Here is a 24,030-nt window from a genome sequence, read left to right on the forward strand (position 1 = left end):
GGCCGCGCTGTTGTGCCTCTCATCCAACGGACGTGGAAGCCCCGGCGCTAGTGTGGAACCCGTGACGGACACGCCTGACCTCTACACGACCGCCGGCAAGATCGCCGACCTCCGCGCCCGCTACGACGAGGCCGTCGTCGCGGCCGAGGCGAAGGCGAAGGAGAAGCAGCACGCCAAGGGCAAGATGACCGCCCGCGAGCGCATCGAACTGCTGGTCGATCCGGGGAGCTTCGTCGAGTTCGACGAGTACGTGCGGCACCGCACGACCGCGTTCGGCATGGACAAGAACCGCCCTTACGGCGACTCCGTCGTCACCGGCGTCGGGACCATCAACGGTCGCACCGTGGCGGTGTACTCCCAGGACTTCACCACCTTCGGCGGCTCGCTGGGCGAGGTCTCCGGCGACAAGATCATCAAGATCATGGAGTTCGCCCTGCGCAGCGGCGTGCCGATCATCGGCATCCTCGACTCGGGCGGCGCGCGCATTCAGGAGGGCGTCCTCGCGCTCAGCAAGTACGGCGAGATCTTCCGGGCCAACACCCGCTCCTCCGGCGTGATCCCGCAGATCTCGATCATCATGGGCCCGGCCGCCGGCGGCGCCGTGTACGGCCCCGCGCTCACCGACTTCGTGATCATGGTCGACAAGACCAGCCAGATGTTCGTGACCGGCCCTGACGTCATCAAGACCGTGACCGGCGAGGACGTCGGAATGGAGGAGCTCGGCGGCGCCTACACGCACAACACCCGCTCCGGCGTCGCGCACTACCTCGCCGAGGACGAGGATGACGCGATCGACTACGCGCGTACGCTGCTCGGCTTCCTGCCCGACAACAACATGGCCGAGCTGCCGACCTATGAGAGCGGCTTCGAGTTCGAGACGACCGACGCGGACCGCACGCTCAACACGATCATCCCGGACTCGGCCAACCAGCCGTACGACATCCACACCGTCATCGAGCGGGTCGTCGACCACGGCGAGTTCCTCGAGGTGCAGCCGCTGTTCGCCCCGAACATCGTGATCGGCTTCGGCCGCGTCGAGGGCCGTTCGGTCGGCATCATCGCGAACCAGCCGTCGCAGATGGCCGGCACCCTGAACATCGAGGCCGGCGAGAAGGCCAGCCGCTTCGTGCGCTTCTGCGACGCGTTCTCGATCCCGATCGTCACCCTCGTCGACGTTCCCGGGTACCTGCCCGGCACGGATCAGGAGTGGACCGGTGTGATCCGCCGCGGCGCGAAGCTCATCTACGCCTACGCCGAGGCCACCGTGCCGCTCGTGACCGTGATCCTGCGCAAGGCCTACGGCGGCGCCTACATCGTCATGGGCTCCAAGCAGCTCGGCGCCGACGTGAACCTCGCCTGGCCTACGGCCGAGATCGCCGTCATGGGCGGCCAGGGCGCGGTGAACATCCTCTACCGCGGCGAGATCAAGCGCGCCGAGGAAGCCGGCGAGGACGTCGCTGCCGTGCGCACCCGCCTGGCCAACGAGTACACCTACAACGTCACCAGCCCGTTCCTCGCCGCCGAGCGCGGCGAGATCGACGGTGTCATCGAGCCGGCCAACACCCGCGTCTCGATCGCGAAGGCGCTGCGGGCGCTGCGCGGCAAGCGCGCCGAGTTGCCCCCGAAGAAGCACGGGAACATCCCGCTGTGAGCGCGGAGGACGCCGCAGACGCGGTCGAGATCCAGGTGCTGCGCGGCTCCGCCACCGAGGAGGAGCTCGCGGCTCTCATCGCCGTGCTGTCCGAGGCGTTCGTGGCCGAGGAGGCGGATGCCGTGGCTGCTCAGAAGCCGGTGTCGGTCTGGGGGCGTAATCAGCGCGCACTGCGCACGCCGCTGCGACGAGACGTCCCCTGGGGGCGCTTCTCGGGCTGAGGATCGACGCCGATTCGGGGCGTCTCCCGGGGCTCTGCGACGGGATATTCACCTCCGTCTGGATTTGTCCCCCAAAATACCTACAGACATCCCCCTTGCGACCCGGAAGACTCTTTCTTGCAACGCTTCGCGTTCGACCGGATCTCTGCCACAGGGTAGGCAGACGATCTCCGGTCTTTGCGGAACGGTTTTCGGGTAACTGTTCCGCCCCTGGCGGGGGGTGGGCGGCTTCGCCGCCCCCCGCCCTTCCTTTTCTGTCGGGTCGTCGAGCGTCTTCAGCTCTCGGGCGTACGCGGAATCTCGTGCCACAGCTCGACCGAGTCCTCGTCGGAGGACTCCCCCGCGGCCGAGCGACCGACCACGGTGACCGCGATACGCGCATCCCTGGGGGCGCGGATGATGAGCCGCGCCGAGGAGGAGTCCGCGAGCACATCCGCCAGCTCCTCGCGGATCTGGCCCTTGGTGTGTTCGTCGAGGCCGTCCAGCCCGCCGTCGTCGAAAACTGTGACGGCGGCCCCGCGTGCGCGCGCCGTCTCGATCGCTGCGCGGGCGCGCTCGTTGAGCAGCTCACCGCCGCGGATCTCGTCCCTCAGCCGCCCCTCCGACAGGTGCGCCTCCTGCCGCTCCTCGACCGAAAGATCACCCCGAGTCGCGATTACGCGGGAGAGGATGGGCCCCGCGACCGCCAGTGCGTACTGGACGCGCTCGCGACGCTCGCGCTGACGGACGGTCTGCGTCGCCTGCCAGGCCGACGCGGCCTGCTGTATTCCGGCCAGGCGGTCGGTGTCGCGCACCGCACGCCGCCAGAACGCGACCAGCAGCTGGGCGATCACCATCCACACCGTGGATCCGACCAGGCCCAGGCCGAGGGAGTCGAGGAACCCGATCCACGCCGTCGAGGCCACGGTGAGCAGCACCAGCACCAGCCATCCGGCGAGGGGGCGACGGCGCACGATGCAGACCACGCCGATCAGTCCGACCGCGCCGATGTACCAGGTCGCGTACGGGGCGCGCAGCGTGCTCGCGTCCAGGCCGAAGTTGCTCAGCTGCGGGATCGCGGCCGCCGCGAGCAGCGCCAGGGCGGCCGCCCAGCGCGGCATGCGCACAGCCTGACCTGCGCCGACGATCGCGACGACGGCGATCGCGGCGAGGTAGATCGCCACGGCGAGCAGCACCAGCAGCGGTCGCGGCGGCATCACGGTCCACCACAGCGCCCGTGCGGAGAAGTAGCAGGCGAACACGAGCGCGAGCGCGGTCGCGACGATGCGGACGGTCAGCCTCATGTCCGCGACCAGCCCAGTGTGACGATCGTGCCGTGGCGGTCGGATTCGATCGTGGCGACGCCGCCGACAGCGGCCATCCTCGCGAGGATCGACGCGCGGATCCCGAGCCGGTCCGCACCGACCTGCGCCGGATCGAATCCGCTCCCGGTGTCGCTCACCTTGACGGTGAGACCGGTGTCGCCATGTCCCTCGACGACCACGGCGAGACCTCGTGCGGAGGCGTGCGACACGGCGTTGCCGATCGCCTGCCGCGCGGCGAGGGCCATCGCACGCGCCACGCGGTCGGGCACGGCGCCATGGCCGAACTGTTCGACCCCGATCGTCAGTCCCATCTGCGTCACGGCGTGGCGCAGATCCTCCGCGAGGAGTTCGACCTGCACCGGCTCGTCGCTGCCCTCCTGCGCCGGAGCCTCCGCGTTCGCGAGCCGGGTGAGGGCCTCACGCGCCATGTCCACGGCGAGCGCGCGCTCGCGTTCGGTCGTCGCGCGCTCGGCGGCGATCAGCGCGGCCAGCACGCTGTCGTGCATGAGGGCTGCCACCGCGACGCGTTCGTGCTCGACCGCCTCTGCGGAGGCGGCCTCGGTGTAGAGCGCGACCGCACGCCCTCGCGCGTCGTCGACGCCGTTTGCGACCGAGCGGAACATCCAGCCCAGAGCGACCAGCACCAGCCCGAGGATCAGCGTGAACGACACGTCGAACGCCGTGACGATCCAGAAGTCGGCTCCGAACCCGCCCTGCACGAGTCGCACCGTGCCGTAGATGAACGGACCCACGAGCGCCCACAGCACCTGCACGCCGAGGGGGAAGGCCACGACCGCCGCCACACCGGCGACGTTGACGAGGAAGAAGATCCACGGCTGATCCGACGGAACGACGTTCTTGTGCGTCGCCACGAACGGCCACAGCAGAAGGTCGACGAGATACGCGACGAAGAAGATCCCGGCCGTGAGCCGCACCCCGCGACCCAGCGTGCAGCACACGAGCATCGCGAGCCAGGGCACGAACACCAGGGCCATCATCGCGATGTGCGGCACATCCACGACCTGCAGCTTGAGGAGCGCGTTCACGAGCGCCTGGGTGCCGAGCGCGAGCGCGCCGACGCCGACGACGATCGCGATGATGCGCTCCATCCGCCGTCCGGCGAAGCGCTCCAGCTCCTGCCCGACCTCGCCGGGCGTGGGGATCTTCTCCCATGCCTCCCGGAGGCCCTGATCCGCCGACACGCGCTCAGCCCCTCGGCTGCGACGTCGGCATCGACGCCGTGCTCACGAGAGCGAGTCCGCTCGGTTCAGGCGACACCCTGCGGGTCCTCCTGCGCCGCCTCCACGATGCCGTCCTCCATCGCACGTCGCAGCAGGTCGACCTTGGTGGGCGCCGGTCGCCCGACCTCCACGTACTTGACGCGGATGCGGGTGATGTTCTCCTTGGCCGTCGAATAGGCCACGCCGAGGCGCTCGGCGACGACCTTCAGGGGCAGTCCCGTCGCATACAGACGGAGCACCTCGCGCTCGCGCGTGGACAGCTGCGCGTCCGCGAACGCCGTGTCACCGTCGACCGCGTTCGCCCACTCCACATTGTTCAGCGCCTCGCCGCGCGCGACCGTCCGGACGGCGGCGATCACGTCGTCCAGCGGAGAGGACTTGCTGATCACGCCGGCGGCTCCCGCGGCGAGCGCCTCACGCACAGAAACCGGGCGGTCGGCGACGCTGTGGATGACCACGCTGGATCCGTCGACGACGAGGCGGGTGACGTTCTCCGTCACGGTGGTGCCGTCGCCCAGGGTGAGATCGAGCACCACCACATCGGCGGGCGCGACGCCCGCACGGCTTCGCGCGTCGAGATACTCGGCGACGCCTGCACCCGCGAAGACCACGTCGAAGGACGCCCGCTCGAGCGCGGCGGCGAGTCCCAGGCGAACGGACTCGTGATCGTCGATCAGGGCTACACTGCTCACCGTCTCACCTTAGCCCGTGGTCCGGCGAGCGACGCCCCCATCGTGCGCTCGACGACATCGCGCCGAGACGGCTCACCGCGTGAGAAGCGCCACCGTCTCCAGATGGTGCGAATGCGGGAACAGGTCGAAGGCGCGCAGCGCGCGCGGCTCGAACCCGAGAGCACGGAACGTGGCGAGGTCCCTGGCGAGTGCGACCGGGTCGCAGGCGACGTAGGCGATGGCCGCCGGATCCAGCGCGGCGACGTCCTCCACGACCGCGCGTCCGGCCCCCGAGCGGGGCGGATCCAGGATCACGGCGCCTCCGGCGACACCCTGCGGCCCCGCGTCGCCCGCACGCAGGAATCGATCCACGCGCGCGGTGACCGCCTGCACGCCGAGGTCGCGCAGGTTCGCGGCCGCGTGCCGGGTCGCGCGAGGAGAGGATTCGACAGTGGTGATCCGGTGCGCGCCGAGTCGCGCCAGGGTGGCAGAGAACAGGCCGACGCCGCCATACAGGTCGAGGTGCGCCGAGTCGGGATCGACGTGCCCGGCGAGCAGCTCGGCGACGGCCCCGTCGAGGAGCGCCGCCGCAGCCGGATGGATCTGCCAGAAGCCGTCGGCATCGAGCGTGAAGGAGCGCTCGCCGACCCGCTCGACGATGGTCTCCGGCGCCGGACGCCTCGGCCCGCGCCGCCCCCGCCGGCCGTGCGCGACGCGCTCGACCTCGGTGCGGAGCACGCGGCGCACTTCGCCGTCGGCGGGCTCGATGAGCTCGACCCGGCCCTCGGGCAGCCCGCGCAGCTCACGTGCCGCCGCGTCGATCGCGGGTCGGGCGAGCACGTGCTCGGCGACCGGCACCACCCGGTGGCTGCGCGCCGCGAACGGACCGACCCGTCCCTGGTCATCGACGTGCAGGGTGACCCGCGTGCGCCAGTTCTCGTCGGTTCCAGTACCCGCGACCTCGGGCGCTTCGATCCCTCCACCGGCGAACCGATCCAGCGCCTCCTGCAGCACCTGGCGCTTCAGCACGCGCTGGTGCGCGATCGCGATGTGCCCGAGATCGGCGCCGCCCGGGCGCTGCTCGGGGGCGCGCGACACGTCGGCCTCCGCCCACACGTGCGGGCGCCGGTGCTCGGACGGCTCGAGCACCTCGATCGTCTCGGCGCGCCAGAACGAGCGCGAGTCGGCGGTCCCTGAACCGCTCGAAGGGTCGGTCAGACGCGCGCGCACCCGTTCTCCGGGGATCGCGTCCGAGACGAACACCACGCGCCCCTCATGCCGGGCGATGAAGACGCCGCCGTGGGCGATGGCGGTCACGTCGAGATCGAGAAGGGCGCCCTCGGACGCTGCGGTCCCTGAGCCTGTCGAAGGGTCGGTCACCTCTCGATCATCCCAGACCTCCGCGCTCGGCCCGCCGTCGGATCCCGATCCGGCGCACCGCTAGCGTGGTCTCATGCGCGTGTGCCTCGCCTCCACCTCGCCCGCTCGGCTCGCTCTTCTCCGGCAGAGCGGCATCGAGCCGTTGAGCATGAGCCCCGATGTCGACGAGGATGCGGCCGCCGCCGCGGAAGCGGAGCGGCTCGGCCGGCGCCTGTCCCCCGAGGAGGTCGTGCTGCTGCTGGGACGTGCGAAGGCGGCCGAGGTGGCCGCACGCATCCACGATGAGCATCCCGATTTCGAGGGCATCGTGATCGGCGGCGACTCCATGTTCGAGCTCGACGGCGATGTGCACGGCAAGCCGCACACGCCGGAGCGCGCGATCGCGCGCTGGCACGCGATGCGCGGCCGCACCGGCGTGCTGCACTCGGGGCACAGCGTCTTCCTGGTGCGCCCGGGCGAGCGCGCCGAAGAGGCGTACGGGGTCGCGGAGGCCGCCGTCACGTTCGCCGCCGACGTCGACGACGCTGAGATCGAGCGGTACGTCGCCACCGGGGAGCCGCTGCTGGTCGCGGGCGCCTTCACGGTCGACAGCCTCGGCGGCGCCTTCATCGAGCGGGTGGACGGCGACCCGTCCACGGTCGTCGGCATGTCGCTGTCGACGCTGCGCCATCTCATCGGACGGCTCGGGATCCGCTGGACCGATCTGTGGAACGCGGTGCCGCCCTCCGCGTGACTCCGTCCGCGCCTCCGCGTGGCTCCGTCCGCGGCGGATCCGAGGCTCCGTCTCAGACGGATCCGGTTCGTAGGATCCAAGACGCGTTCCGCGCCGATTCTTGTGGAGAGTCGTCAAAAATATCGGCGGCCGTGTCGATAGGCTGGCAATCATGCCTGCCATCGCCAAGGTGCTCGTCGCCAACCGCGGCGAGATCGCCGTCCGCATCATCCGCGCCGCGCGCGACTCCGGTCTCTCCTCCGTCGCCGTCTACGCGGACCAGGACCGGGACGCCATGCACACCCGGCTCGCCGACGAGGCCTACGCCCTCGACGGCTCCACGAGCGCCGACACCTACCTGCAGATCGACAAGATCCTCTCGGTGGCCCGCCGCGCCGGCGCCGACGCGGTGCACCCCGGCTACGGCTTCCTCGCCGAGAACGCCGAGTTCGCCCGTGCCGTGATCGGCGCAGGCATGGTCTGGATCGGTCCCTCGCCGGAGGCGATCGAGGCGCTGGGCGACAAGGTCACCGCGCGCCACGTCGCGGAGAAGGTCGGGGCCCCCCTCGCCCCCGGCACCCCCGGTCCGGTCGAGACGGCCGCCGAGGTCGTCGCGTTCGCCGAGCAGGTGGGTCTGCCCATCGCGATCAAGGCGGCGTACGGCGGCGGCGGACGCGGCCTCAAGGTCGCGCGCGAGCTCGACGAGGTCGCGGAACTGTTCGAATCCGCGACCCGCGAAGCCGTCGCCGCCTTCGGGCGCGGCGAGTGCTTCGTGGAGAAGTACCTCGACAAGCCCCGGCACGTCGAGACCCAGTGCCTCGCCGACGCCGAAGGCAACGTCGTCGTCATCTCGACCCGCGACTGCTCCCTGCAGCGCCGGCACCAGAAGCTCGTCGAGGAGGCGCCCGCGCCCTTCCTCACGGACGAGCAGAACGCGCTGCTGTACTCCGCGTCCAAGGCGATCCTCAAGGAGGTCGGCTACGTCGGCGCCGGCACGTGCGAGTTCCTCATCGGCGCCGACGGCACGGTCTCATTCCTCGAGGTGAACACCCGCCTGCAGGTGGAGCACCCGGTCTCCGAGGAGGTCACCGGGATCGACCTCGTCCGTGAGCAGTTCCGCATCGCGGCCGGCGGCACCATCGACTACGACGACCCGACCCCTCAGGGCCACTCGATCGAGTTCCGGATCAACGGCGAGGACCCCGGCCGGGGCTTCCTGCCGCAGCCGGGGCCCGTGCACGTGTTCAAGACCTTCGGCGGTCCCGGCATCCGCCTCGACTCCGGCGTGACCGCGGGCGACGTCGTCTCCGGCGCGTTCGACTCGCTGCTCGCGAAGATCATCGTGACCGGCAAGGACCGCGCTGAAGCACTGGAGCGCTCGCGTCGCGCGCTCGACGAGTTCGAGGTCTCGGGCCTGCCGACCGTGCTGCCCTTCCACCGCAAGGTCGTGAACGACCCCGCCTTCACCGCCGAGGACGGCCGCTTCGGCGTCTACACGCGCTGGATCGAGACGGAGTTCGTCAACGACATCCCGGCGTGGGATGGCGAGCTCGAGGCCGCGGCCGAGCCGAAGGGCCGCCACACGGTCGTCGTCGAGGTCGCCGGCAAGCGCCTCGAGGTGAGCCTGCCCGACCGCGTCGCCGCCTCCGTCGTGGGCACGGGCGGACGCCCGGCCGCGGTGCCGCCGTCGCGGCGCAGCCACGCCAAGACCGTGAACGCCGGCGCCTCGGGCGATGCGGTGAAGTCGCCCATGCAGGCCACGGTCGTCAAGGTCGCCGTCGAGGAGGGCCAGCAGGTCGTCAAGGGCGACCTCGTGGTCGTGCTCGAGGCGATGAAGATGGAGCAGCCGCTGCAGGCGCACAAGGACGGCGTCATCGGCAACATCAACGCCGACGCCGGTGCGACCGTGTCGGCCGGACACCAGCTCCTCACGATCAGCTGATCAGATCCGCGGAACGAAGAAGCGGCGCTCCGCGGAAGGGGGCGCCGCTTCTTCGCGTCGGGATCACTTCGCGATGTAGACCTGGTGCATCGCGCGGGTGGCGTCGGTGATGCTGCTCGTGATGGACGGGTACGCCGCGAACACGCGGGAAACCTGGTCGACGTTGAGACGGCGCTCGACGGCGATCGCGAGCGGGTAGATCAGCTCGGAGGCGCGCGGCGCGACGATCACGGCGCCGATCACGGTGCCGGATCCCTTACGCGCGATGATCTTCACGAAGCCGTCGCGGATCCCCTGCATCTTGGCGCGCGGGTTCGCGGCGAGCGGCAGCTTGTAGGCGATGCCGTCGGCCACGCCATCCTCGATGTCCTTCTCGGAGAAGCCGATCGTGGCGATCTCCGGCGCGGTGAAGATGTTCGCGGTGATCTTGAGCTTCTCCAGCGGGATCACGATGTCGCCGAGTGCGTGGAACACCGCGGTGCGGCCCTGCATCGAGGCGACCGAGGCGAGCGGGAAGAAGTTGGTGCAGTCGCCCACGGCGTAGATGTTGGAGACCGAGGTGCGCGCCACCCGGTTGACCCGGATATGACCCGATTCGGTGAGCTCGACCCCCACGTCCTCCAGGCCGATGCCCGCGGTGTTCGGAATGGATCCGACAGCCATGAGGCAGTGGCTGCCGTCGACGGTGCGACCGTCCGACAGCGTCACGGTGACACCGTTCGCGGTGCGCTCGACCTTGTCGGCACGGGACTTGGACAGCACCTGCATGCCGCCGCGCTTGAAGACCTTCTCGAGCACGTGCGCCGCGTCCTGGTCCTCGCCCGGCAGCACCTGGTCGCGGCTGGAGATCAGGGTGACCTTGGCGCCCAGGTTCATGTACGCCGATGCGAACTCGGCACCCGTGACGCCCGATCCGACCACGATGAGGTGCTCGGGCAGCGTCTTCATGTCGTACAGCTGCGTCCAGGTGAGGATCCGCTCGCCGTCGGGCTTGGCGGAATCGAGCTCGCGCGGTGCAGCGCCCACGGCGACGATGAGGGTGTCGGCCTCGATGCGGTCGAACTCCGTGCCGTCGACCGAGGTGGAGACGACGATCGCGTTCGGGCCGTCCAGGCGGCCGTGGCCCGACAGGATCGTCACGCCGGCGTCGAGCAGCGTCGTGCGCATGTCCTCGGACTGCTGCCCGGCGAGCGCCATCAGCCGCTTGTTCACGGCGGCGAGGTTGATCGCGACCTGCGGCTTGAGCGGCTTGCCCTCCGCGCCCTTCGCGTAGAACTGCACCCCGAGGTCGCTGGCCTCGCTGATCGCGACGGCCGCGTCAGCGGTGGCGATCAGGCTCTTGGAGGGGACCACGTCGGTGAGCACCGCGGATCCGCCCACGCCGACCCGCTCCACGAGCGTCACTTCCGCACCGAGCTGTGCTGCGGCGAGCGCCGCCTCGTAACCGCCGGGACCGCCGCCGAGGACGGCCACACGCTGAGAGCGCTCGAACATCAAGGTCATGGGTTCCATTCTTCCGCATCCGCCGCGCCGCCGGGATCAGCCTGTCCCGCACGGGGTGAGCGTTCCGACGCCGTTCGCCTCTCGTTCCGCGCCGTCGGAGACCCTGAGCACCCGAGAGCGCGGCTCCCGCTCTTCCGCGCTCACCTCGCTCGGGCAGCGCACGGGGCCGTATCCTCGTTCTCATGGCTGACTGGAACCACCCCCTCGACGACCCGAGTGCCGACCCCTTCGCGATCGCTGCAGAGGCCGCCTCCGACATCCACCGGCTTACGGGAGTCGAGCGCCACGACATCGCCGTCACGCTCGGATCCGGCTGGGGCAAGGCCGCCGAGCTGATCGGCGAGACGATCGCGACCATCCCCGCCACCGAGGTCACGGGCTTCTCCAAGCCCGCGCTCGAGGGGCACGTCGGGACCCTCCGCAGCATCGTCACCCCGGGCGGCAAGAACGTGCTCGTGATCGGCGCACGCACGCATTACTACGAAGGCCATGGCGTGCGCCGGGTCGTGCACAGCGTGCGCACCGCCGCCGCCACCGGGGCGAAGACCATGGTGCTCACCAACGGCGCCGGCGGCATCCGCGAGACCTGGAAGCCCGGGCAGCCGGTGCTGATCAGCGACCACCTCAACCTCACCGCCGACTCGCCGCTCGAGGGCGCGACCTTCATCGACCTCACGGATCTGTACAGCGCGCGGCTGCGCGACCTCGCCCGCACGATCGATCCGACCCTCGACGAGGGCGTCTACACGCAGTTCCGCGGCCCGCACTACGAGACCCCGGCCGAGGTGCAAATGGCGAAGACCATCGGTGGCCACATCGTCGGCATGTCCACCGCGCTCGAGGCGATCGCCGCGCGGCAGGCCGGCATGGAGATCCTCGGCTTCTCGCTCATCACCAACCTCGCCGCCGGCATCCAGAAGACCCCGCTCAGCCATGCCGAGGTGATCGAGGCGGGCCGCGAGGCCGAGCCCGTCATCTCGGATCTGCTGGCCCGCGTGATCGGGGCGCTGTGAGCGGGCAGGAGGCGGCGCTGCTCACGCAGGCGCGCGCCTGGCTGCGCCAGGATCCGGATCCGGAGACCCGCGACGAGCTGGCCGGCCTGATCACGCGTGCCGGATCCGGTGACGAGGCGGCGCTCGGCGACCTCGCCGACCGCTTCTCGGCGCGTCTCGCATTCGGCACCGCGGGCCTGCGCGGCGAGCTCGCCGCGGGCTCCAACCGGATGAACCGCGTGCTCGTGGCGCAGGCCGCCGCCGGCTTCGCCGCGTATCTGCAGGAAAAGGCGCCCGGCACGGCACCCACCGTCGTGATCGGGTACGACGGACGCAAGAACTCGCGCGTCTTCGCGAAGGACTCGGCCGAGATCTTCGCCGGCGCAGGGCTGCGCGCGATCCTGCTGCCGCGCTTGCTGCCGACCCCGGTGCTCGCGTTCGCCGTGCGCCACCTCGGCGCCGACGCCGGTGTCATGGTGACCGCGAGCCACAATCCCCCCAATGACAACGGCTACAAGGTCTACCTCGGCGGCGCGGACCAGGGCTCGCAGATCGTCTCGCCGGCCGACGCCGAGATCGCCGCGCACATCCAGCAGGTGGCGGATCGAGGCGATGCCCTGAGCATCCCGCGCTCCACGGCATACGAGACCGCCGGTGAGGGGATCCTCGACGCGTACGTCGCCGCGACCGCCGCGGTGGCCCCTGCTCCGGTCGGCACCGCGGGACTGCGCTGGGTCTACACCGCGATGCACGGGGTGGGCTGGGAGACGTTCTCCCGCATCATCGGCGAAGCGGGCTACCCGGCGCCGTGGACCGTGAGCGAACAGCGCGATCCTGATCCGACGTTCCGCACGGTCTCCTTCCCCAACCCGGAGGAGCCCGGCGCCATGGACCTCGCGTTCGCGAAGGCGCGCACGCTGGGCGCCGAGCTCGTGATCGCGAACGACCCCGATGCGGACCGGCTGGCCGTCGGCATCCCGGACCCGGCTGCCGAGGGCGGCTGGCGCCGCCTCACCGGCAACGAAGTCGGTCTGCTGCTGGGCTGGCGTGCCGCTCGCGCCGCCACGGCGGAGGGTCCGGCCGCCCCGGGGACATCACTGGCGTGCTCGCTCGTGTCCTCCCCCGCACTCGGCGCGGTCGCGGCGCACTACGGACTGGACTTCCACGAGACGCTCACCGGTTTCAAGTGGATCTCGCGCGCCCCGGGCATCGCGTTCGGCTACGAGGAGGCCCTGGGCTACCTCGTGAACCCCGAGACGGTGCGCGACAAGGACGGCATCTCCGCCGCGGTGGCTCTGCTCGGCCTCGCCGCGGAGGCGCGCGGACGCGAGGCGACACTCGCCGACCTGCTGGAGGAGGTGGCGGCCGAGGTGGGTCATTACGCCAGCGGTCAGGTCTCGATCCGCGTCGATGACGTCGCCGTGATCGGCCGGATCATGGCCGCGCTGCGGCAGGATCCGCCCACCGCCTTCGGCGAGACCGCGATCTCGTCGGTCGAGGACCTCCTCACGGCCGCCGAGGGCGCTCCCGCCGGCGATGTGCTGCGCTACCGCCTTGCCGACGGCTCCCGCGTGATCGTGCGCCCGAGCGGCACCGAGCCCAAGCTCAAGGTCTACATCGACGCTCGGGCGGACTCCGCCGATGCCGCCCGCGACGCGGTGGCGGGTCTCGATGCCGCGATCCGCGACCTGCTGGCCCGGCTCAGCTGACCGCGCTCGGTGGTCGACGGCTGAACGCCGATATCGGTTCAGCCGTCGATCACCGCGACGAGCTCATCCAGGAAGCCCGCGAAAGACCCTCCCCTTCGGACGATCCGCTGCACGCTGTCGCCCTCGCCGAACACCTCGACGAGTTGCTCGAACACGGTCTGGAACGCGTCGCGGTCCTGCTCGCTGAACGCGGCGAGCGCGACGACCTGCACCCGCCCGCTCCCCCATGCGACCGAGCCCGCGGCGACGCCGACCGCGATCGCAGTGCGCTGCGCGGTCATCTGCAGGGCGTGGGGAACCGCGAGCGCATCGCTGAACGCGGTCGATGAGAGCCTCTCCCGCTGGATCGTGTTCTCGATGTAGTCCTCGCCGATCAGGCCCGCATCGACCAGCCGGCCGCCCAACAGCCGGATGATCGCCTCCTCTCCGGTGTCCGGCAGAGGATGCACATATGCATCCTCGGAGAAGTAGCGGGACAGCTCTTCGCGGAGGCGCGCCAGCCGACGCGCGCGCCGCAGCCGCGCGGCCGCCTGCTGCACGCGCTCCACATCGGTCTCCGTGAGGAACGGCTGGATCAGCACCACCCGATCGGCCGCCGCCGGGAGCGGGACGGTGCTGAGCACCAGATCGCTGTCGATCTCGGATTCACGCGGATCCACCGCCGTGATCACCCGCACCACCTCGATCCCCTGACCGAGCGAGTGGTCGACGCGGGAGCGCAGCACCTCGTGCAGCTCGTAGTAGCCGGGACAGACGATCGTTGCCGTCAGGAGGGTCTCCGCCCGGCGACTGCGCTCCAGCCGGCCGCCGATGTGCATCGCCACGTATGCGATCTCGTCGTCGTCGGCACGGAGTCCGAGTCGTTCCTGCAGCCCGCTGACCACCGAGACGGCGACGTCGAAGATCATCGGGTACGCCGCCTTCAACGACCGGGTCAGGGGGTTGCGCGCACGCGACTCCTCCTGCGCGCGCCGGAGCAGGTTCTGCACGTGCAGGGCGAGGCGCAGGATGAACGCGTCGTCCACCAGGTCCACCTGATAGTCCGACGACGCCTGCACGACCTCGGCGCGCACCGCCGCCTCGACCTCCGCGTCGAGCCCTGCGCGCGCGAGCTTCGCCAGATCCGCGCCGCCCGGCGTGACGATCCGGGTGAGCACGAGGCGGGCGAGGTGCGTGAGATCCCCCGCGCCCAGCGCGATCCCGAGCTGTTCACGCGACAGCCTCTGGATCGCGTCCGACACGGTCCCCATCGCGGAATCGGCGGCGTCGGCGCGGTCCGCCCCCTCCAGCTCACGACCCGAGGCGACGCGATCCGCGGCGATGGCGATGTGCAGCAGCACATCCGCGATCGCGAGCTCGTTGACGTAGTAGCCGAGTCCGCCCAGCGCCGCGACCAGCGCGTCCTTGAAGGGAGCCACCGACTCCGGCGGGATGGCGCCCCCGGCGAGCGCGAGGCGGAACGGGTCCACCGGGAAGTCCGCCGCGTCCATCTCGTCGTGCGCGAGCCTGCTCAGCAGCCGGCGCTGGTCGCGCTCCGCACCCCGCAGCCGCACGACGTCCCTGTCGCGCTCCAGGGTCAGGCGCGTCCCCTCCAGCAGCGAGCGGACCCGGACCAGGTCGGCCTCGAGCGTCGCCTCGCTGACGTGCAGACGATCGGCGGTGTCGAAGACGTCGATCCCGGCCTCGTCGTCGAGCAGCGCGCGGACCAGTCCATGCAACCGCGCCCGCGGCGTCGAGTCCGCCCCCGCCTTGGCTGCGAGTGCAGCCCGCGCCGAGGCGCCGGCACGGTAGCCCGCCGCACCCGAGATGACGGCATCGCCGTCCGGCACACGCGCATTGAGGGCGGTCACGTACGCGCGGATGCTGCGGGGCGTGACGCCGAGCAGATCGGCCAGTCTCGGACCGGTCATCCACGAGTCCTCGCGCAGCAGCACACTCAGCAGCCGGTCCTGCCGTCGAGTAGACACCCGTTGTCCCTTCACCGTCCCCCGCGCACCGCACGGTCATCCTCATGATGCCAGCATCGGGACCGTCGGGCTCGGGTGCCCTCGTTCCGCCCGGGCGGAAGAGATCCTGGTGGCGGCGGTTCTAGCCCGCGTCGAACAATGACGGCAGGAGGAACGAATCGATGAGGATCCAGGTCATCTGCGGCGCGGGTGCATCCAGTACCTTCGTGGCCGCACGACTCCGCCGCGCGGCACTCGCCGCGGGCTCCGGTTGGGAGGTCGCCGCGGCGCCCGTCGACGGCGCGGATCCGTTCGCCGACCTCATCCTGTTGGGACCTCACATCGCCGCGCTCGCGGAGGAGATCGGCCGGAGGGCGCCCCGCGCCCGGGTCGTCGTGCTTCCCGAGGACGCCTTCACCGACCTCGACGGCAGCCGCATCCACGCGTTCGTGGTCGCCGCCGACTCCGCACCGAAAGGAACGCCATGACCGCTCTGTCCCGCACCGTCCGCATCGGCTCCTCACACGGGCTGCACGCCCGTCCCGCGAAGATCTTCGCGCAGGCCGCGAAGGAGACCGGCATTCCGGTGACGATCGCGAAAGACGCCGGCAAAGCGGTCAACGCCGCCAGCATCCTCGGCGTCATCGCACTCGGCCTCGAGCAGGGCGACTATGCCACCCTCTCCGCCGAAGGCGATGGCGCGGAGGCCGCCCTCGACAGGCTCGCCGAGCTGCTCGTCACCGACCACGACGAGGGCACGATCTGATGGCCGCCCTCCGCGGGGTCGGGATCGGCCAGGGCGTCGCGACGGGCCCCGTCCGACGGATGGCCGAGCCCCTGCCCGCCCCGGAGAACACGCCGAGCGGCGTCGGCGCCGAGGTCGAGCGCGCCAGGGTCGCAGAGGCGATCTCGTACGTCGCCGCCGATCTGAACCGGCGCGCCGAGGCCGTCGACGGCACCGCGCGCGAGGTTCTCGAGGCGCAGGCGATGATCGCCGAGGATCCGACGCTCGCCGACGAGGTCGAGGAGCGGGTCGCTGCAGGAGCCACTGCCGAGTGGGCCGTGCACGATGCGTTCGCGGGCTTCCGCGCCTCGCTCGAGGCTGTCGGCGGCTACCTCGGCGAACGCGCCGCCGACCTCGACGACATCGCCCAGCGCGTTCTGGCGCGCCTGCGCGGGGTCGCAGCCCCCGGCGTCCCGGACCCCGGCCACCCCTTCGTCCTCGTCGCGCGCGACCTCGCCCCTGCCGATACGGCGCTGCTCGACCTGGACCAGGTGCTCGCGCTCATCACGACGGATGGCGGCCCGACCTCGCACACCGCGATCCTGGCCCGCGAGAAGGGCATCGTCGCCGTCGTCGGTGCGGTCGACGCGGTCTCCCTCGCCGACGACGAGACGGTGATCGTGGATGCCGCGGCGGGCACGGTGGTCACCGGCCCGAGTGCCGAGGAGCTCGCGCGCGCCGCCGAGCGCGCGGCCGAGCGGAAGGCCGTGGATGCCGCACCGGCCTCGCCCGGCGCCCTCGCCGACGGCACCCCGATCGCACTGCTCGCGAACCTCGGAAAGCCCGGCGACGCCGTGGACGCGGCGGCCAGGGGCGCGGAGGGGGTCGGCCTGTTCCGCACCGAGTTCCTGTTCCTCTCGGCGACGCACGCGCCCACCGTATCGGTGCAGCGAGAGGCCTACCGCGAGCTCCTCGCGGCCTTCCCGGGTCGCAAGGTCGTCGTGCGCGTGCTCGATGCAGGTGCGGACAAGCCGCTGCCCTTCCTCAACGACGCGCACGAGGAGAACCCGGCCCTCGGCCTCAGGGGGCTTCGCGCACTCCGCGCCAGCGAGGACATCCTGCGCGAGCAGCTGACCGCCCTCGCGGAGGCGGACGCCGAGACCGAGGCGGATCTCTGGGTCATGGCCCCGATGGTCGCGACTGTCGAGGAGACCGCGTACTTCACGGCGCTCGCCCGCGAGTACGGCCTTCGCACCGCTGGCATCATGGTCGAGGTCCCCTCCTCCGCGCTCCTCGCCGACCGTCTGCTCGCCCACGCGGACTTCGCCTCCATCGGGACGAACGACCTGACGCAGTACACGATGGCCGCCGATCGCCTGCTCGGCTCCGTGGCCTCGTTCCAGGATCCCTGGCACCCTGCCGTACTGCGCCTCGTCGCCGAGGTCGGCCGCGCCGGCCGCGAGCTCGGAAAGCCCGTCGGGGTCTGCGGCGAGGCCGCCGCCGACCCCCTGCTCGCCGTGGTGCTCGTCGGCCTCGGCGTCGGATCCCTGTCGATGGCGCCCTCGGCACTCGCCGATGTCCGCCGCGCCCTGGCAGAGCGGACGCTCGACGACGCCCGGCGCATCGCCGCAGCCGCCCTGGCCGCGGACGACGCGACATCCGCTCGTGCGGCCGCTCACGCCGCAGGCTGAACCCCTCCCGCAGCAATCCCCCCACACACACAGAAAGTCACATCATGACGACGACGTCAACAACTGCCAAGCAGCCGGGATCCGCGCGCGTCGCGGTCCAGCGCTTCGGCACCTTCCTCTCCGGCATGATCATGCCGAACATCCCCGCGTTCATCGCGTGGGGCTTCATCACCTCGTTCTTCATCGCCGTGGGCTGGCTGGGCAACTGGCATCCCGTCGCCGACATGCTCGGTGGATTCGGAGACGTCAGCAAGGTTGGCTGGCAGCATGCGATGACCACCCTCGCGCAGGATCCCGACGGCAAGACGTTCAGCCAGTACGTGGGTCTGGTGGGGCCGATGATCACCTACCTGCTGCCGCTGCTGATCGCCAACACCGGCGGACGGATGGTCTACCGCGAGCGCGGCGGCGTGGTCGCCACGATCGCGACCATGGGCGTGATCGTGGGCACCACGATCCCGATGTTCCTCGGCGCGATGATCATGGGGCCGCTGGCCGGCTGGATCACCAAGCAGATGGACCGGCTCTGGGACGGCAAGATCCGGCCCGGATTCGAGATGCTCGTGAACAACTTCTCGGCGGGCATCCTCGGCATGATCCTCGCAATCGCCGGCTTCTTCGGATTCGGTCCCGTGATCTCCGCGGTCAGCGCGTTCCTCGGAACGATCGTGGCCTGGCTGGTCGCGAACGGCCTGCTCCCCCTGCTCTCGATCATCGTCGAGCCCGCCAAGGTGCTGTTCCTGAACAACGCGATCAACCACGGTGTGTTCACGCCGCTGGGGATCCAGCAGGCGAGCCAGGCCGGGAAGTCGATCCTGTTCCTCATCGAGGCGAACCCCGGCCCGGGACTCGGCATCCTGCTGGCCTTCACCTTCTTCGGCATCGGCGAGGCGAAGGCGACCGCGCCGGGCGCGATCATCATCCAGTTCTTCGGCGGCATCCACGAGATCTACTTCCCGTACGTGCTCATGAAGCCGATCCTGCTCGTGGCCGCGATCGCCGGAGGCATGACCGGCGTGGCGACGAACGCGATCTTCGGCGGCGGTCTGAAGTTCCCCGCCGCACCGGGATCGATCATCGCCGTCACGCTCGCCGCCGCTCCGGCCGGAGTCGGGAATCTGCTCGTCGTGTATCTGTCCGTCGTGCTTGCGGCCACGGTCTCGTTCCTGGTCTCGGCCGTGTTCCTGCTGCGCACCCGTCGTCGTGATCTCGCCACCGAGGGCGCCGGCGATCTCGCCGCGGCGATCGCGCAGACCGAGGCGAACAAGGGCAAGGAGTCGGCAGCGCTCGCGGGACTGCGCCAGCAGACCGCGTCCGCGCCGTCCGCCGTCGCCACGAATCGCCGGATCTCCACCATCGTCTTCGCGTGCGACGCCGGCATGGGCTCCTCCGCGATGGGCGCGAGCGTGCTGCGCAACAAGTTCAAGAAGGCCGGCATCGCCGACGTCGATGTCACGAACAAGGCCATCGCGAACCTCGACGGCACGGAGGACCTCATCGTCACCCAGCAGCAGCTGACCGACCGCGCCAGGGCGCGCAACGGCGAGGCGACGCACGTCTCCGTCGACAACTTCATGAACTCGCCGAAGTACGACGAGGTCGTCGAGCTCGTCCGCAAGCAGCACGACGGCGACGCCTGATCCCGACCGCGAGAACCGAACGAGAGGAATCCCGAGATGAGCATCCTGACCCCCGATCGCGTCCGTATCCACACCGGTTCCGCCACCCAGGAGGAGGCGCTGCAGGAGGCGGCGGGCCTCCTGGTCGCGGCCGGCGCGGTGACGCCCGCCTACCTCGACGCCATGCGGCAGCGCGAGCAGACCGTGTCGACGTACATGGGCAACGGACTCGCCATCCCGCACGGCACGAACGAGGCCAAGAACGAGATCCTCGCCTCCGCGCTCTGCGTCGTGCGCTACGACGGCGGCGTGGACTGGGCAGGAGACCCCGCGACGTTCGTGATCGGCATCGCCGGGCGCGGCGACGAGCACCTGGAGATCCTGTCGCAGATCGCGATCCTGTTCTCCGACGAGGATGACGTCGCCCGCCTCACCGTCGCAGGGTCCGCAGAAGAGCTGTACGGCATGCTCGCGGAGGTGAACGGCTGATGCCCGTCGCGGTGCACTTCGGCGCGGGCAACATCGGCCGCGGCTTCGTCGGCCTGCTGCTGCACGAGGGCGGGTACGACCTGGTGTTCTCGGACGTGGCCGCCGATCTCGTGAACGCGATCAACGCGGCGCCGGAGTACACCGTGCACGAGGCGGGTCCCGGGGGCGTCGACCACGTCGTCACGGGCTACCGTGCGGTCGACAGCCGCACCGATCCCGAGGCGGCGGCCTCCGCCGTCGCGACCGCCGACGTCGTCACGACCGCGGTCGGGGCGACCGTACTGCGGTTCGTAGCGCCGACGATCGTGGCGGGGCTGCGACTGCGCGATGCGGGCCGGGCTCCGCTGCAGATCATGGCGTGCGAGAACGCGATCGGCGCCACCGATCTGCTGCGCACGGAGATCGCCACCGCGGCGGGCGAGGACGCACCCGCCCTCCTCGCCCGCGCGGTCTTCGCGAACACCGCCGTCGACAGGATCGTCCCGGCGCAGGCGCCCGGTCAGGGCGTGGACGTGACGGTCGAGCCCTACTTCGAGTGGGCCATCGAGAGCGGGCCGTTCGGCGACGACCCGCCGCACATCCCGGGTGCCCATCTCGTGGCCGATCTCGCCCCGTACATCGAGCGCAAACTGTTCACCGTCAACACGGGTCACGCCGCGACCGCGTACTTTGGCGAGCGCGCCGGCGCGATCACGATCGCCGAGGCACTCGAGGATCACGCGACCGCAGCGGCCGTCGAGGCGGCACTGCAGGAGACGTCGAGCGTGCTGTCCGCGGTGCACGGGCTGGATCCGGCCGAGCTCGCCGAGTACCGCGCGAAGATCCTGGACCGGTTCCGCAACCCCCTCCTCCCCGATACGGTGCGCCGGGTCGGCCGGCAGCCGCTGCGCAAGCTCTCCCGGCACGAGCGGTTCATCGGCCCGGCGGCACAGGCCGCCGAGCGCGGCCTCGGCACGGCGGCGCTCGTCGCCGCGGTCGGCGCCGCGCTCTCCTTCGACGCGCCCGAGGACGAGGAGGCCGTTCGGCTGCAGGAGCTGCTGCGCACCCTGGACGCCGACGCTTTCACCGTCGAGGTGACCGGTCTCGACGCCGGGCATCCGTTGTTCGCAGCCGTGCGCGACGAGGTCGCCCGTCACCAGGACCGGTAGCAACAGCGCCCTGCGGTCCGGGACAGATCTCGCCGCCGGATACGCTCGAGCCATGGACTTCCTCGCCCCCGTCACCCTCGAGAACGACTTCGTCCGACTGGAGCCGCTCGCCCCCGAGCACGCCGACGATCTCGCCGCCGCGACCGCAGGGCTCGAGGACCGCTGGTATACGTCCGTTCCGTCCGCCGAAGGCGTGCCCACGGAGATCGCCCGTCGCCGTGGGCTGGCCGCCGAGGGCGCCATGAACCCGTTCGCGATCGTGCGGCTGGACACCGGGCGCGCGGTCGGCATGACGACGTTCTGCGACATCGACCAGCCGAACCGCACCGTCGAGATCGGCTACACGTGGCTGTCGCCCGAGGTGCACGGCACGGCCGTGAACCCATCCGCCAAGCGCCTGCTGCTGGGGCACGCCTTCGAGCACTGCGACGCGATCCGCGTGCAGTTCTGCACGCACTTCCACAACCGGCAGTCCCGCGCGGCGATCGAGCGGCTCGGGGCGAAGCTGGACGGGATCCTGCGCAACCACCGCATCGGGGCCGACGGCGCCTTCCGCGACACGGTGGTGTACTCGATCCTCCCCCACGAGTGGCCCGCGGTCCGCAACAGCCTCGACGCGCGGCTCGATCGTCGGCGCTGAGCACCCGGCACGCCGCGCGCGAATGAGGAGAGCATGACGACGAAGTCATATGCCGTGATCGGCGCCGGCCCCTCCGGACTCGCCGTCATGCGCGCACTGCAGAAGGCCGGCATCGACGCCACAGGATACGAGGCCTCGCACGGCGTCGGCGGGCTCTGGGACATCACGAACCCTCGCAGCACCGTGTACTCCTCGGCGCACCTGATCTCGTCACGCACCACGACGGAGTTCACCGAATTCCCGATGGACAGCGACGTCGACTACCCCGGCCATCGCGTGCTCAAGCGGTACTTCGACGAGTACGCCGACGCCTTCGGGTTGCGTGAGCGGTTCCGGTTCGGCATCAGGGTGGACCGACTAGAGCGCGACGGCGACGGCTGGATCCTGCACGCCACGGCACGGGGCGACGACGGCGGGACCGAGTCCGTCGTCCGGCGCCACGACGGCGTCATCCTCGCGAACGGCACGCTCGCCGCACCGAACGTCCCGGCCTTCCCCGGAGAGTTCACGGGAGAGATCATGCACACCAGCGCCTACAAGGATCCGGCGCAACTCGCCGGCAGGCGGGTGCTCATCATCGGCGCCGGCAACTCCGGCTGCGACATCGCGGTGGACGCCGTGCACCACGCGGCCGGCGTCGACATGAGCGTGCGTCGCGGCTACTACTTCGTGCCGCGCTACCTCTTCGGCCGCCCCAGCGACACCCTCAACCAGGGCAGGCCTCTGCCGGCACGCCTCAAGCAGGCGATCGACTCCCGGGTGCTGCGGGCGTTCACCGGCGACCCCGTGCGCTTCGGCTTCCCCAAGCCCGACTACCGCATCTACGAGTCGCACCCCATCGTGAACACCCTCGTGCTGAACCATCTCGGTCAGGGCGATCTGCGGATCCGCGCAGACGTCGATCGGTTCGACGGACGCACCGTGCGCTTTCGCGACGGCACGGCAGGCGACTACGACCTCGTCCTGCTCGCGACCGGCTACGCCCTGGACTACCCGTTCGTCGACCGGGAGCACCTGAACTGGACGGGTGCCTCGCCCCGGCTGTTCCTGAACGTGTTCCCACCGTCGTTCAACGGCCTGTACATGATGGGCATGATCGAGGCCAGCGGCATCGGCTGGCAGGGCCGCTACGAGCAGGCCGAGCTGATCGCCGCGTACCTCGCCGCGGAGAGCGCGGATCCGGCCCGCGCCGCCGCGTTCCGGGAGCGGGTCGCGACCGGCTCCTGGCCCGACCTCACCGGCGGATACCGCTACCTCGGACTCGCGCGCATGTCGTATTACGTCAACAAGGACGCCTACCGGCGCGCCGTGCGCACCGAGAAGGCCGCCCTGGCCGACGGCCCGGCGCCGACCGCATCGGGGAGAGCAAGGCGATGACCTTCGAATGTGTCGCTACGCTCTGGGGCATGCACACCACGCGCCGCACGGGATCGCGCACCGGCGATGCCTCCCGCCGAGCCGTCCGGGCAGGAGAGCGATGAGACGCGTCATGGTCACCGGCGGCGCCGGCTTCCTCGGCACCAGGGTCACCAGCCTCCTCACCGACCACCCCGATGTCGACGTCGTGATCTGCGGCGACCTCCGCGAATCCGAGGTGCCCGGTGTCGTCTCGGTCTCCGTGGACGTCACGGATCCGCTCGGGCTGCCCGAACTGCTGCGCCGACATCGCGTCGACACGGTCGTGCACCTCGCCGCGATCGTCAACCCCGGCCGCGACGTGCAGGGCGAGTTCCGCGTCGACGTCCAGGGCTCCTCCAATGTGCTGGCCGCATGCGTCGAGTCCGGTGTGCGCCGCCTCGTGGTCTCGAGCTCGGGCGCCGCGTACGGATACCATCCCGACAATCCGGACTGGATCGACGAGACCGACGCGCTGCGCGGCAACGACGAGTTCCCCTATTCGCGGCACAAGCGCATGGTCGAGGAGATGCTCGCGGCTGCGCGCACCACGCATCCGGCGCTGGAGCAGGTCGTCTTCCGGATCGGCACGATCCTGGGACCCACCGTGCGCAACCAGATCACCGCACTGTGGGATGCGAAGCGGATCCTGCACATCGCCGGATCCGACTCCCCCTTCGTGTTCGTCTGGGTCGACGACGTGGCCGCGGCGATGGTGCGTGCGGCGCTGGGCGCCGGGCCCGCCGGCATCTACAACGTGGCGGGCGACGGGGCTCTGACCGTCCCGCAGATCGCTCGTCGGCTGCGCAAGCCGCTGCTGACGATCCCGGCGCCGCTCCTCGCGATAGCCCTCGCGGTCGGCAGCGCCCTGCGCCTGACGCAGCACGGTCCGGAGAAGATCCGCTTCCTGCGATACCGGCCGGTGCTGCGCAACGATCGCCTGAAGCACGAGTTCGGCTACACGCCGCGACTCACCTCGGCCGAGGCGTTCGAGGAGTACCTGCGCACGCACCCGGACGTCGTGCACGCCGACTGACCGTCACGACGCGGGC

At 70.8% G+C, this 24,030-nt stretch carries 21 protein-coding genes; 15 read left to right on the forward strand and 6 right to left on the reverse strand.

Annotation, left to right across the window (positions count from 1 at the left end; genetic code table 11):
* The first annotated feature begins 52 nt into the window (after window positions 1-52).
* A complete protein-coding gene (locus tag ACTJI8_RS10135) occupies window positions 53-1,651 on the forward strand; it encodes an acyl-CoA carboxylase subunit beta (RefSeq protein ID WP_440733310.1) in 1,599 nt (532 codons plus the stop codon).
* The gene (locus tag ACTJI8_RS10140) at window positions 1,648-1,872 is read left to right on the forward strand and encodes an acyl-CoA carboxylase subunit epsilon (RefSeq protein ID WP_440733311.1); all 225 of its coding nucleotides are present in this window, start codon (window positions 1,648-1,650) and stop codon (window positions 1,870-1,872) included. The genes ACTJI8_RS10135 and ACTJI8_RS10140 overlap by 4 nt, the downstream gene beginning before the upstream one ends.
* A 275-nt stretch (window positions 1,873-2,147) precedes the next feature.
* Here ACTJI8_RS10140 and ACTJI8_RS10145 read toward each other — a convergent pair whose 3' ends face one another.
* The 4 genes from ACTJI8_RS10145 to ACTJI8_RS10160 form a co-directional block, all read right to left on the reverse strand.
* A complete protein-coding gene (locus tag ACTJI8_RS10145; protein WP_440733312.1) occupies window positions 2,148-3,155 on the reverse strand; it encodes a hypothetical protein in 1,008 nt (335 codons plus the stop codon).
* Entirely contained in the window at window positions 3,152-4,378 is a 1,227-nt protein-coding gene (locus tag ACTJI8_RS10150) for a sensor histidine kinase (RefSeq protein ID WP_440733313.1), read from the reverse strand. The genes ACTJI8_RS10145 and ACTJI8_RS10150 overlap by 4 nt, the downstream gene beginning before the upstream one ends.
* Window positions 4,379-4,443: 65 nt before the next feature.
* Window positions 4,444-5,109, reverse strand: a complete 666-nt coding sequence (locus tag ACTJI8_RS10155; RefSeq protein ID WP_440733314.1) for a response regulator — start codon at window positions 5,107-5,109, stop codon at window positions 4,444-4,446.
* 72 nt (window positions 5,110-5,181) lie between these two features.
* Window positions 5,182-6,468, reverse strand: a complete 1,287-nt coding sequence (locus ACTJI8_RS10160; RefSeq protein ID WP_440733315.1) for a class I SAM-dependent RNA methyltransferase — start codon at window positions 6,466-6,468, stop codon at window positions 5,182-5,184.
* A gap of 73 nt (window positions 6,469-6,541) precedes the next feature.
* Here ACTJI8_RS10160 and ACTJI8_RS10165 point away from each other — a divergent pair, with 73 nt between their 5' ends.
* Together ACTJI8_RS10165 and ACTJI8_RS10170 are read left to right on the forward strand one after the other, a co-directional pair.
* Window positions 6,542-7,201 carry a Maf family protein gene (locus ACTJI8_RS10165; RefSeq protein ID WP_440733316.1) on the forward strand — a complete coding sequence of 220 codons (660 nt, stop codon included), beginning with the start codon at window positions 6,542-6,544 and terminating at the stop codon, window positions 7,199-7,201.
* Window positions 7,202-7,352: 151 nt separating this feature from the next.
* Entirely contained in the window at window positions 7,353-9,122 is a 1,770-nt protein-coding gene (locus tag ACTJI8_RS10170; protein WP_440733317.1) for an acetyl/propionyl/methylcrotonyl-CoA carboxylase subunit alpha, read from the forward strand.
* A 63-nt stretch (window positions 9,123-9,185) separates the two neighbouring features.
* On the opposite strand, the gene ACTJI8_RS10175 is transcribed toward ACTJI8_RS10170, so the two are convergent.
* Window positions 9,186-10,625, reverse strand: coding sequence for an NAD(P)H-quinone dehydrogenase (locus ACTJI8_RS10175; RefSeq protein WP_440733318.1), 1,440 nt, complete (start codon window positions 10,623-10,625; stop codon window positions 9,186-9,188).
* Window positions 10,626-10,807: 182 nt separating this feature from the next.
* On the opposite strand from ACTJI8_RS10175, the gene ACTJI8_RS10180 reads away from it, so the two are divergent.
* Entirely contained in the window at window positions 10,808-11,638 is an 831-nt protein-coding gene (locus ACTJI8_RS10180) for a purine-nucleoside phosphorylase (RefSeq protein ID WP_440733319.1), read from the forward strand.
* Window positions 11,635-13,326, forward strand: a complete 1,692-nt coding sequence (locus ACTJI8_RS10185; protein ID WP_440733320.1) for a phospho-sugar mutase — start codon at window positions 11,635-11,637, stop codon at window positions 13,324-13,326. Before ACTJI8_RS10180 ends, ACTJI8_RS10185 begins: the two co-directional genes overlap by 4 nt.
* A gap of 38 nt (window positions 13,327-13,364) precedes the next feature.
* Here ACTJI8_RS10185 and ACTJI8_RS10190 read toward each other — a convergent pair whose 3' ends face one another.
* Window positions 13,365-15,236 carry a BglG family transcription antiterminator gene (locus tag ACTJI8_RS10190; protein ID WP_440733645.1) on the reverse strand — a complete coding sequence of 624 codons (1,872 nt, stop codon included), beginning with the start codon at window positions 15,234-15,236 and terminating at the stop codon, window positions 13,365-13,367.
* Window positions 15,237-15,454: 218 nt separating this feature from the next.
* Here ACTJI8_RS10190 and ACTJI8_RS10195 point away from each other — a divergent pair, with 218 nt between their 5' ends.
* The 9 genes from ACTJI8_RS10195 (at window position 15,455) to ACTJI8_RS10235 (ending at window position 24,014) form a co-directional block, all read left to right on the forward strand.
* Window positions 15,455-15,760: a PTS sugar transporter subunit IIB gene (locus ACTJI8_RS10195; RefSeq protein WP_440733321.1), complete on the forward strand. Its 306-nt coding sequence runs from the start codon at window positions 15,455-15,457 to the stop codon at window positions 15,758-15,760.
* A complete protein-coding gene (locus tag ACTJI8_RS10200; RefSeq protein ID WP_440733322.1) occupies window positions 15,757-16,038 on the forward strand; it encodes an HPr family phosphocarrier protein in 282 nt (93 codons plus the stop codon). The genes ACTJI8_RS10195 and ACTJI8_RS10200 overlap by 4 nt, the downstream gene beginning before the upstream one ends.
* On the forward strand, window positions 16,038-17,687 hold the full coding sequence (gene ptsP, locus ACTJI8_RS10205; protein WP_440733323.1) for a phosphoenolpyruvate--protein phosphotransferase: 1,650 nt from the start codon (window positions 16,038-16,040) through the stop codon (window positions 17,685-17,687). Before ACTJI8_RS10200 ends, ptsP begins: the two co-directional genes overlap by 1 nt.
* Window positions 17,688-17,731: 44 nt before the next feature.
* A complete protein-coding gene (locus ACTJI8_RS10210; protein WP_440733324.1) occupies window positions 17,732-19,327 on the forward strand; it encodes a PTS mannitol transporter subunit IICB in 1,596 nt (531 codons plus the stop codon).
* Window positions 19,328-19,363: 36 nt separating this feature from the next.
* Window positions 19,364-19,795 carry a PTS sugar transporter subunit IIA gene (locus tag ACTJI8_RS10215; protein ID WP_440733325.1) on the forward strand — a complete coding sequence of 144 codons (432 nt, stop codon included), beginning with the start codon at window positions 19,364-19,366 and terminating at the stop codon, window positions 19,793-19,795.
* Window positions 19,795-20,943, forward strand: coding sequence for a mannitol-1-phosphate 5-dehydrogenase (locus tag ACTJI8_RS10220; protein ID WP_440733326.1), 1,149 nt, complete (start codon window positions 19,795-19,797; stop codon window positions 20,941-20,943). Before ACTJI8_RS10215 ends, ACTJI8_RS10220 begins: the two co-directional genes overlap by 1 nt.
* Window positions 20,944-20,995: 52 nt before the next feature.
* Window positions 20,996-21,583 carry a GNAT family N-acetyltransferase gene (locus ACTJI8_RS10225; RefSeq protein ID WP_440733327.1) on the forward strand — a complete coding sequence of 196 codons (588 nt, stop codon included), beginning with the start codon at window positions 20,996-20,998 and terminating at the stop codon, window positions 21,581-21,583.
* 33 nt (window positions 21,584-21,616) lie between these two features.
* Window positions 21,617-22,960, forward strand: a complete 1,344-nt coding sequence (locus ACTJI8_RS10230; RefSeq protein ID WP_440733328.1) for a flavin-containing monooxygenase — start codon at window positions 21,617-21,619, stop codon at window positions 22,958-22,960.
* Window positions 22,961-23,060: 100 nt separating this feature from the next.
* Window positions 23,061-24,014, forward strand: coding sequence for an NAD-dependent epimerase/dehydratase family protein (locus ACTJI8_RS10235; RefSeq protein ID WP_440733329.1), 954 nt, complete (start codon window positions 23,061-23,063; stop codon window positions 24,012-24,014).
* Window positions 24,015-24,030 lie beyond the last annotated feature (16 nt).

Source organism: Microbacterium sp. 22303 (assembly GCF_052045265.1).
Classification (GTDB): domain Bacteria; phylum Actinomycetota; class Actinomycetes; order Actinomycetales; family Microbacteriaceae; genus Microbacterium.

What these genes read in the sequence shown, in the direction of transcription:
- ACTJI8_RS10145 (WP_440733312.1), bottom strand. Translation starts at nt 3,155, where the DNA reads ATGAGGCTGACCGTCCGCATCGTCGCGACCGCGCTCGCGCTCGTGTTC.
- ACTJI8_RS10165 (WP_440733316.1), top strand. Translation starts at nt 6,542, where the DNA reads ATGCGCGTGTGCCTCGCCTCCACCTCGCCCGCTCGGCTCGCTCTTCTC.
- ACTJI8_RS10170 (WP_440733317.1), top strand. Translation starts at nt 7,353, where the DNA reads ATGCCTGCCATCGCCAAGGTGCTCGTCGCCAACCGCGGCGAGATCGCC.
- ACTJI8_RS10175 (WP_440733318.1), bottom strand. Translation starts at nt 10,625, where the DNA reads ATGACCTTGATGTTCGAGCGCTCTCAGCGTGTGGCCGTCCTCGGCGGC.
- ACTJI8_RS10180 (WP_440733319.1), top strand. Translation starts at nt 10,808, where the DNA reads ATGGCTGACTGGAACCACCCCCTCGACGACCCGAGTGCCGACCCCTTC.
- ACTJI8_RS10190 (WP_440733645.1), bottom strand. Translation starts at nt 15,236, where the DNA reads ATGACCGGTCCGAGACTGGCCGATCTGCTCGGCGTCACGCCCCGCAGC.
- ACTJI8_RS10195 (WP_440733321.1), top strand. Translation starts at nt 15,455, where the DNA reads ATGAGGATCCAGGTCATCTGCGGCGCGGGTGCATCCAGTACCTTCGTG.
- ACTJI8_RS10200 (WP_440733322.1), top strand. Translation starts at nt 15,757, where the DNA reads ATGACCGCTCTGTCCCGCACCGTCCGCATCGGCTCCTCACACGGGCTG.
- ptsP (WP_440733323.1), top strand. Translation starts at nt 16,038, where the DNA reads ATGGCCGCCCTCCGCGGGGTCGGGATCGGCCAGGGCGTCGCGACGGGC.
- ACTJI8_RS10210 (WP_440733324.1), top strand. Translation starts at nt 17,732, where the DNA reads ATGACGACGACGTCAACAACTGCCAAGCAGCCGGGATCCGCGCGCGTC.
- ACTJI8_RS10215 (WP_440733325.1), top strand. Translation starts at nt 19,364, where the DNA reads ATGAGCATCCTGACCCCCGATCGCGTCCGTATCCACACCGGTTCCGCC.
- ACTJI8_RS10220 (WP_440733326.1), top strand. Translation starts at nt 19,795, where the DNA reads ATGCCCGTCGCGGTGCACTTCGGCGCGGGCAACATCGGCCGCGGCTTC.
- ACTJI8_RS10225 (WP_440733327.1), top strand. Translation starts at nt 20,996, where the DNA reads ATGGACTTCCTCGCCCCCGTCACCCTCGAGAACGACTTCGTCCGACTG.
- ACTJI8_RS10230 (WP_440733328.1), top strand. Translation starts at nt 21,617, where the DNA reads ATGACGACGAAGTCATATGCCGTGATCGGCGCCGGCCCCTCCGGACTC.
- ACTJI8_RS10235 (WP_440733329.1), top strand. Translation starts at nt 23,061, where the DNA reads ATGAGACGCGTCATGGTCACCGGCGGCGCCGGCTTCCTCGGCACCAGG.